The sequence below is a fragment of the Microcystis sp. M53598_WE2 genome (genome assembly GCF_030067735.1).
Taxonomy (GTDB): domain Bacteria; phylum Cyanobacteriota; class Cyanobacteriia; order Cyanobacteriales; family Microcystaceae; genus Microcystis; species Microcystis aeruginosa.
Map to the genome: position 1 here is coordinate 1 of NZ_JASJFE010000337.1, position 7,979 is coordinate 7,979.

Annotated in this window: 10 protein-coding genes and 1 pseudogene; 5 read left to right on the top strand and 6 right to left on the bottom strand. The window is 43.6% G+C overall.

The features are described from left to right. Positions 1–240 (top strand): annotated as a pseudogene (locus tag PX636_RS07310) (cytochrome b/b6 domain-containing protein); the annotation flags it as partial. A gap of 14 nt (positions 241–254) precedes the next feature. On the opposite strand, the gene PX636_RS07315 reads toward PX636_RS07310, so the two are convergent. The 3 genes from PX636_RS07315 to PX636_RS07325 all read right to left on the bottom strand — a co-directional run bounded on the left by PX636_RS07315 (position 255) and on the right by PX636_RS07325 (position 2,469). Then, positions 255–494 (bottom strand): 2Fe-2S iron-sulfur cluster-binding protein, encoded by a 240-nt coding sequence (locus tag PX636_RS07315; RefSeq protein ID WP_002775208.1) that lies wholly within the window; start codon positions 492–494, stop codon positions 255–257. A gap of 9 nt (positions 495–503) precedes the next feature. Beyond that, positions 504–1,979: a cobyric acid synthase CobQ gene (gene cobQ, locus PX636_RS07320; protein ID WP_288116617.1), complete on the bottom strand. Its 1,476-nt coding sequence runs from the start codon at positions 1,977–1,979 to the stop codon at positions 504–506. A gap of 88 nt (positions 1,980–2,067) precedes the next feature. Beyond that, positions 2,068–2,469, bottom strand: a complete 402-nt coding sequence (locus PX636_RS07325) for an Npun_F0494 family protein (RefSeq protein WP_044034734.1) — start codon at positions 2,467–2,469, stop codon at positions 2,068–2,070. 115 nt (positions 2,470–2,584) lie between these two features. On the opposite strand from PX636_RS07325, the gene PX636_RS07330 reads away from it, so the two are divergent. From PX636_RS07330 to PX636_RS07340, 3 genes are all read left to right on the top strand, one after another. Beyond that, a complete protein-coding gene (locus tag PX636_RS07330) occupies positions 2,585–2,887 on the top strand; it encodes a hypothetical protein (RefSeq protein WP_002762842.1) in 303 nt (100 codons plus the stop codon). A gap of 55 nt (positions 2,888–2,942) precedes the next feature. Next, entirely contained in the window at positions 2,943–3,398 is a 456-nt protein-coding gene (locus tag PX636_RS07335; RefSeq protein ID WP_288116618.1) for a (2Fe-2S) ferredoxin domain-containing protein, read from the top strand. 99 nt (positions 3,399–3,497) lie between these two features. Next, a complete protein-coding gene (locus tag PX636_RS07340; protein ID WP_002796415.1) occupies positions 3,498–4,178 on the top strand; it encodes a response regulator transcription factor in 681 nt (226 codons plus the stop codon). A gap of 92 nt (positions 4,179–4,270) precedes the next feature. On the opposite strand, the gene PX636_RS07345 is transcribed toward PX636_RS07340, so the two are convergent. From PX636_RS07345 to PX636_RS07355, 3 genes are all read right to left on the bottom strand, one after another. Continuing rightward, positions 4,271–4,675, bottom strand: coding sequence for a DUF1622 domain-containing protein (locus tag PX636_RS07345; protein ID WP_002762845.1), 405 nt, complete (start codon positions 4,673–4,675; stop codon positions 4,271–4,273). A gap of 104 nt (positions 4,676–4,779) precedes the next feature. Then, complete coding sequence (locus tag PX636_RS07350; protein ID WP_002734165.1) at positions 4,780–5,379, bottom strand: ATP-dependent Clp protease proteolytic subunit; 600 nt, start codon at positions 5,377–5,379, stop codon at positions 4,780–4,782. A 35-nt stretch (positions 5,380–5,414) separates the two neighbouring features. Then, entirely contained in the window at positions 5,415–6,101 is a 687-nt protein-coding gene (locus PX636_RS07355) for an ATP-dependent Clp protease proteolytic subunit (RefSeq protein ID WP_002746650.1), read from the bottom strand. A gap of 811 nt (positions 6,102–6,912) precedes the next feature. Between PX636_RS07355 and PX636_RS07360 the strand changes: the two genes are divergently transcribed. After that, positions 6,913–7,979, top strand: a 1,067-nt coding sequence (locus PX636_RS07360; protein ID WP_288116619.1) for a DNA methyltransferase, incomplete at its 3' end; no start/stop codon positions are given.

Sequence of the window (7,979 nt, forward strand, 5' to 3'; positions counted from 1 at the left end):
CTGCACCTGCTCATGACTGCTAAAGTGGGAGGGGTTCCCCTATTATTATCTATCCTTAAATGGCGTTTTCGTGAACAAGATAGCCCGAAATTATGGTTATCTCAATTACGTCAATGGGGGTTAAGTTTGCGTCTAGCTAAGATTTTTCAGTGGCTACAATCTCTTAACTTATATAAAATTTTAGAAATTGTTGTTTTACTGGCTATTATAGCAGCTTGGATTGTTCCCAAGTTTGACTAGATCTAAGGGAGCAACTACCAGAGCGGATCGGAGTATAAATGAACGGTTAAAGAATCTCGATCGCCGGGGATACCAGTAATACAACTGCAAATTTGAGTACCATCATCTAATTCTACCTCGCAAGCGTGACAGGAACCCATTAAACAGCCGGTAGGAATGTCAATTCCTGCTTTTTTGGCTACATCTAATAATAGTTCTCCAGTTTCCGCTTCTATGATGATATCATCGGGTAAAAAACGCACTGCAATAGTCATAATTTCTCCTTACAAATGAGCAAAAATAGGTTGAAGATTTAAATGTTCTTCCAATAAATTAGCCATATTATCTAGGGTTATTTCTCTTTGTTCGCAATAGTTAGCAATTCCCGTAGGCAAAGATAATAAACCGCGACGCTGACGCAGATGATTTAACCAAGTTCTTCGCCAAGAACCATTATCAAAGATACCATGTAAATAACAGCCCCAAATTGAGAGAGAATCATTGACAATTCCCAGACTAGCATCTTCCTCGAACATTTTTTGATAACCTGATTCACTTTCCCATTGGCTTATTCCCTGGTGAATTTCGTATCCCATTACTGGTAAACCCCCTTGGGGATAATTAGATAAAACTTGTCGTTGACGGGTAATTTTTTCGGCAGTAATTACCGTTTTTAAGGGCAGTAAATTTAAGCCAGCTGCCTCACTTTCGGGACCTTCTCGATGGTCAGTATCCAGGATTAATCGCCCTAACATTTGCAAACCACCACAGATGCCAAAGATAATACCTCCCCTTTGGTGATAGGCTTGTAATTGATTAGCCATACCACTTTGATTAAGAGCAATTAAATCAGCAACAGTGGTTTTAGAGCCGGGGATAATTACCCCATCGGGATCACCTAAAGATTCCTGTAATTCTAGATAACGTACATTGACCGTTGCTTCGCCACAGAGAGGGTCAAAATCAGTAAAATTAGCGATATGAGGCAGACGAATGACAATGATATTTAGTTCAGCTTTGGGTTTTTGGGCGGGGCGATCGAGTAAACTGAGAGAATCCTCGGCACTCAAAAAGATATCACTATAGGGAAGAACTCCCAAAACGGGAATTTTTGTGTAATCTTCTAGCCAAGTAATCCCCGAATCTAAGAGAGATTTTTGTCCGCGAAATTTATTGATCACAATACCTTTAATTAAAGCTCTTTCCTCCGGTTCTAATAATTCTAACGTACCGACGACGTGAGCAAAAGCCCCCCCGCGATCAATATCCACCACTAAAATAGTAGCGGCATCGAGATATTTAGCCACCCGCATATTAGTTAAATCGCGATGTTTGAGATTTATTTCCGCCGGACTTCCCGCACCTTCACAGACAACTAGATCAAATTCTGTTGATAATTTAGCTAAAGATTCTTTAATTGCTTGCCAACCTTGCTCAAAATAATTCTGATAATAATCCACTGCCGTGGTGACACCCACAGCCTTGCCTTTAATAATCACCTGAGAGGTCATATTTCCCTGGGGTTTTAATAAAATTGGGTTCATTTCTACCCGGGGAATTGTCCCCGCGGCCCATGCTTGCACCGCCTGGGCGTGACCCATTTCTCCCCCTCCGGCGGTAACATAGGCATTAAGGGCCATATTCTGACCTTTAAAGGGTGTTACCTGCCAGCCTTTCCGGTTGAATAAACGACATAAAGCCGCAGTTAAAAAAGATTTACCCGCGTGGGAGGTTGTCCCCACTACCATAATTGCTTTCATCTAGTTTTTTTATTGAGTATTTTCAGTTAACTGATAACTGATAACTGATAACTGATAACTGATAACTGATAACTGACACCCGACAGCATTAAAAAGAAAACCAACGTTGCAGAGTATTTAAAAATCTTTGCCAGAAAGTGGGTTGAGGGAAAAAGTCCCCTTGGGGTTGCCATTTTTCTATTAATTTCCTCCCCAAAGGAGTGAGACGAAAACTATCGGTTATCCCCTGTCCATCTACTTCGCGCCGCAAAATTCCCACTTTAATCAACCAGAGAAGATAGCTTTCCGCTGCTGCTTCCGTCAGCAGTCTGGAAGTATAACCTTTCTCTAAACCCCCAGCACCAGGGATGCTTAAAAGTGATACACTTTGCTCCAGCATAGCGGCGAATAGGGTGACACGGAAAGGAGAACAACAGAGGGCGCGTTCGGCCCTAGTGATGGTAGCATCGGGATAATTGATGGCGGTAACGGTGGCAGTCGATAGGCTCATAGATTCCGATCGTTTAGCTATGGATAAACTCATTGTTACATTAATTCTGCGCCAACCCCTGTCAACCCCAATCACCGATAAAATAGGGATGAAGTGTTAAGTAGCTTGAGTGTTTATGCAGTCTCCCGAACCGTTCGATACTAAATATACCCCAGAGGAAGTGGAAGTGGAAATCGAAACCGACGATTTTCCCCCCGTTGCTACCCCGGTTAGTTTCGCTGCCACTCTCGAAAAAGTGAAAACTTGGTACGGCAGCCTGTCCACACCGGCACAGGTAGTCGTGGCAGTGGCGGGGGTTTTTGTGGCTCTTTCGATTTTAACGGCGATTTTACGCCTAGTCAGCGCAGTTTTAAGCGCTTTAATCCTTGCCGCTATCGTTTATCTCATCTATCGTTACATCCTCAAACCGAAATTTTAGTCGGCCATGCACATTTTCTGTTCAATGTCAAGAGTTTAATTGATAAAAAAAATTTATGGAAGAAGCGGACACCAGAGATATCTTAGGGGAAAATGTGGCTAAGTTGGGACTGGCCCAGATCCAGCGTCATCTATTTCTCTGCTGCGATCAGACTAAGCCAAAATGTTGTGACAAGGAAGAAGGGTTAGAAGTATGGGATTATTTAAAGAAGCGGTTAAGTGAATTAGAACTCGATCGCCCTAGCACCGACCGTCCGGGCTGTATTTTTCGCACTAAAGCCAACTGTTTGCGGGTTTGCAGCCAAGGCCCGATTTTATTAGTGTACCCGGAAGGAGTCTGGTATGGAAGGGTAAACAAGGAAGCGATCGAAAGAATTATCCAAGAACACCTAATCGGTAATCAAATCGTCACCGAATATGCTTTTCTTCGCCACGATTTACCGGCAATTTCCCTGAACTGTCCAGAAGAAGAACCCGAAACAATAGAGGACAACAGGGTTAAAACTAACTGAAACCCTAATTAATTGCACATATCTAACTACCTGTTGCCTCTTGCCTATCGATCCTTTGTCCGTCTCCATTCCCCCAACCCTGTAGCCCAGAAAATAGCGATGAAAGAGACCAACAAAGACAATAAACAACTTTTATTAATCGACGATGACCCGAATTTAATACTTTTGGTGAAGGATTATCTAGAGTTTCGTGGTTATAGGGTGACAACCGCAGAAAACGGTCCCGAAGCCCTAGAAATCCTCGAACGCGGGGCAAATACTGCCAAAGCAGCAGAAATCCCCGATATGATTATCTGTGATCTGATCATGCCAGAAATGGACGGTCATGCTTTCCTCGAAAAAATTCGTCAGGACAGTCGTTTTAGTTGCATTCCCGTGATCTTTCTCTCCCCTAAGGGTCAAAGTCAGGACAAGATAACAGGTTTAATCACCGGGGCCGATGTCTATATGGTCAAACCCTTTGAACCGGAAGAATTAGTGGCCCGGGTGGAGTCTTCCCTTAAACAAGCGGGCCGGTTGCTGAAACGCAGCACCCGCATCCATTCCCCGGATGTCACCCCTGTTCAAGTCCAGGGTAATGTGGAATTAACCCCAACGGAATTAAAAGTAGTACAATTGGTCGCCCAGGGACTGGCTAATCGGGAAATCGCCGCAAAACTCAATGTTAGTCAACGGACAATCGAAAGCCATGTGTCGAATATGCTTCATAAAACCGGTCTTCATAATCGCACGGAATTGAGCCAGTGGGCGATCGAAAGTAATAAGCTGTTGACTATCTAGAGCTTGCTGAAAAACTTTTTTAGCATACCCTCAATAGTCAACAGCTTATCAGGGGTTAGGTCAGGTGATTGTCAACTCACCTTTTTTTGGCATTAAAAATCCCTGAGATTGTCCTGGGCTGCTAGTTGCGATCGCTCTTTTTCCATGGACAATTCCGTTTCCAATTCTTGGCTGAGGAAATAGTTGAGGAAAGTTCGGATAATAGCGATGAGGGCGAGTTGTGCCAAGGCTTCTATAGTAGGTGTGACGGTAGTAGCCACGATGTCTCCACCTAACTGAAACTCTAGGGCTAAAGATAGCCAAGTACCGAAACGAATGCGAATTTGATTGAAGGAAAAAGGGGGAAGACTGCGACGGTGACGATTAGACTGCCAAGCTAATTGTAGGGTTTTAATTAATCCGATCACCACACAAGCGATCGAAATACTTTCTAGGCAAAACTTGATGATTGCCACGGCAGAGATCAAGCCTGTTTCTAAAGTTGCTAAAAATTCCATACCCAACAGATACCCTCTTATCCGATCAACCAACCTACCATCTAAGGAAGTTTGTCCAATGGCAGTTAGAACAGGTTTCTCGCCTGTTCTAACCTCTGACTGACTTAAGCCGGTCTTCCCTCCACCACCTTATCAATTAAACCGTAGGCGACAGCTTCCTCGGCGGAGAGGAAATAATCGCGGTCCGTGTCTTTTTCGATGCGTTCGATGGTTTGTCCGGTGCGATTAGCCATAATTTCGTTTAATTGCTGGCGAATACGCAGGATTTCCTTAGCTTCAATGTCGATATCCGTCGCTTGCCGGCGCCCGGTTCCGCCCATGGGTTGGTGAATCATAATCCGCGCGTGGGGAAGGGCGAGACGCTTACCCGGACTACCGGAAGCCAGTAAAAATGCCCCCATAGAGGCCGCTAATCCCACACAGATAGTCACCACTTCCGCTTTGATGTACTGCATGGTGTCGTAGATGGCCATCCCGGCGGTAACGGAACCCCCCGGCGAGTTGATATAGAGATAGATGGGTTTAGTGGGGTCTTCCGAGTCGAGATAAAGCATTTGGGCCACAAGGGCATTGGCTAACCCGTCGGTGACTTCCTGCCCCAAAAAAAGAATGCGTTCCACCGAAAGACGGCTGTAAATGCTAATCCACTGTTCGTATTGGCTACCCGGCAGACGGTAGGGAACTTTTGGCACACCGATAGGCATAATTGGTAACAACTCCTGCTAATTTGTAATAAATCTTAACTAACTTGGGCGAGGGGTTTCGGTAGTTCCTTGCGACTTTCGAGAACGCGATCGATTAATCCGTAGTCTTTCGCCTGTTGTGGGGTGAGATAGAAGGTGCGATCCATATCTTTCGCCAGTTTTTCGGTGGTTTGACCCGTATTTTTCGAGAAAATTTCCAACATCGTCTGTTTGTTGGCGATTACTTCTTTGGCGCGAATCTGGATATCGGTGGCTTGTCCTTGCGCCCCAGTGCGATTTTGGTTGAGAACAATGGTAGCGTGGGGTAAGGAGGCGCGAAAACCCTTGGTTCCTGCGGAAAGAATCATCGCTGCAGTTCCCATGGCCTGTCCGATACAGATAGTATGAACGGGAGGTTTAATGTAGTTGAGGGTGTCACAGATGGCGAAAGCTTCGGTTTCGTAGCCGATCGCGTCCCCCGTGTACCAGGATGTGCCGGTAGAGTTGATATAGAAGAAAATCGGTTTTTCGGGATCGTCAAATTGCAGGTAGAGCAGTTGAGCGATAATTAATTCCGTCACGTCCACCCCGACATTGCGCTTGACATCATCGGAGGAAAATAAGGGCAACCCCAGATAGACAATTCTCTCTTTGAGCAGGAGAGATTCTAAGTCCGGTGGTGGTGTCCGATAGGCTGCATCCCCATAATAGGCAGTTTGTACCGCTTTAATCACTGAGTTCATCGAGTTTTTCCGTCATACACAGTATCCTGCTTTTGATTTTAACGTAATCGGGTTGACCGATTGCGTGGGGGTATTTTTAGCTAGGTTCGTCTCCAGGAATCCCTCATCGACTGCTAGAAAATTGACATCTCCCCGTTCTCAAGAGATGGGAATTCTCATCGGTGATCCTAAATCTGGTTATTAAAAACTGATTATTTATTCCCCCTTTTGCCTATTCCCTGTTGCACGAGTGCCTGTCCTTATAAGTAGCCTATAATCAACGGATTTTGTATGACTAGAAGCGGGTTGAAACTGGACTTCTACTCGATTACGATATATTTTAGAAAGCCTGTCTAACTTAATATTGTTGAGGCATCGTCAAAGATGCTCTACCCACCTTATCTAGAGAAACCGCCGGAACAGGGCAACACCAGAACAAATGTCAAATCCTGTCATCAGCTGCCCGCGCATTTAAATTGCTTGTTCAGATGAGGCACTCTTGCACTCTTGCAACAGTAAAAGGATTGAGGGAGATGTAGCTCATCTAAGGATAGGCGGTTAAGATGCGTCTTAGCTTACCCAACTTCACGGCGGGTTAATGGTAAGTGTTCAAAGTTAATCGGTCTGATTTTCCCCGGAGTAAGGAAGATTTATCGAAACTAAGTAGCTGGTTATAATTAAATTAAAAATGGATTTTAAGTTCGATCCCCCCTTAATCCCCCCTTGATAAGGGGGGTGCCGATAGGCGGGGGGATCCCCCCTGCCCCCCTTGATAAGGGGGGTGTCTGATAATTTTTAACGCCTACCTACTTATCACAAACAGTGCTAACCCATGAATCATATTTTTTCTCACATTGATTTTCAGGCAATTAAAAATAACCCTAACTTTAAGGAAGACAGCGTTAGAGAAGTGATTATTTTGCCTCTTTTAACAAGTTTGGGCTACCAAGAGGATAATATCGAAAGAAGTAAAACCCTACGGCATCCCTTTTTAAAGGTTGGCAGTAAAAAACGTCCGATAAATTTAATTCCTGACTATGTTCTCAAAGTTAATCAAAGTTATGCTTGGGTATTAGAGGCTAAAAAACCAACGGAAAATATCTACGAAGGTGATTCAGTAGAACAGGTCTATAGTTATGCGAGTCATCCTGAAATCAGAAGCAATTATTTTGCTCTTTGTAATGGCCTAGAATTTAGTTTATTTAAGACCCTCGATACCAGTACACCTATCTTATATTTTTCCCTTGATGAAATTACCTATAGTTGGCAAGAGTTGACCCAGTATTTAGCGCCAGATAGATTTCAAGTGGGGAAAAGTTTTAGTTATCAAAGCCATTCCCCAATCAGTCGCAAAACTTTTGACTACTCAAGTCGTCCCTTATTAGAACCAATTGAGGTAAAAAAACAACAAGCTAAAAGACATTTTGGTGTGCATGGATATTTTACTAAACAAGCATGGAATGTGGTGGCAGAATATATTAAAAACTTTAGTCAACCGGGAGATGTCATTCTTGATCCTTTTGGCGGTAGTGGAGTGACGGCAATTGAAGCTTTAATGAATAACCGCAAAGCGATTAGTATTGATATTAACCCTCTGGCTATTTTTCTTGTTAATTCTTTAATTAGTCCCGTTGATTTTGATGATTTAAGTCAGGCTTTTGAACGAGTTAAATTAGCCTACCAAGAGCGAGAACCGCAAACCAAAGAAGCAATAACAAAGGCACTCAATACCTATCCCTATCCCGAAGGCTTGAAACTGCCTAAAGGTTCTGATGTAGCTACTGTTGAACAGTTATTTAGTAACAAACAATTAGCTCAACTAAGTTTATTAAAACATTTGATTAAACAAGAACTAAACGAGAATGTTAGAGAGTCTTTATTGTTAGTTTTTTCCAGTAC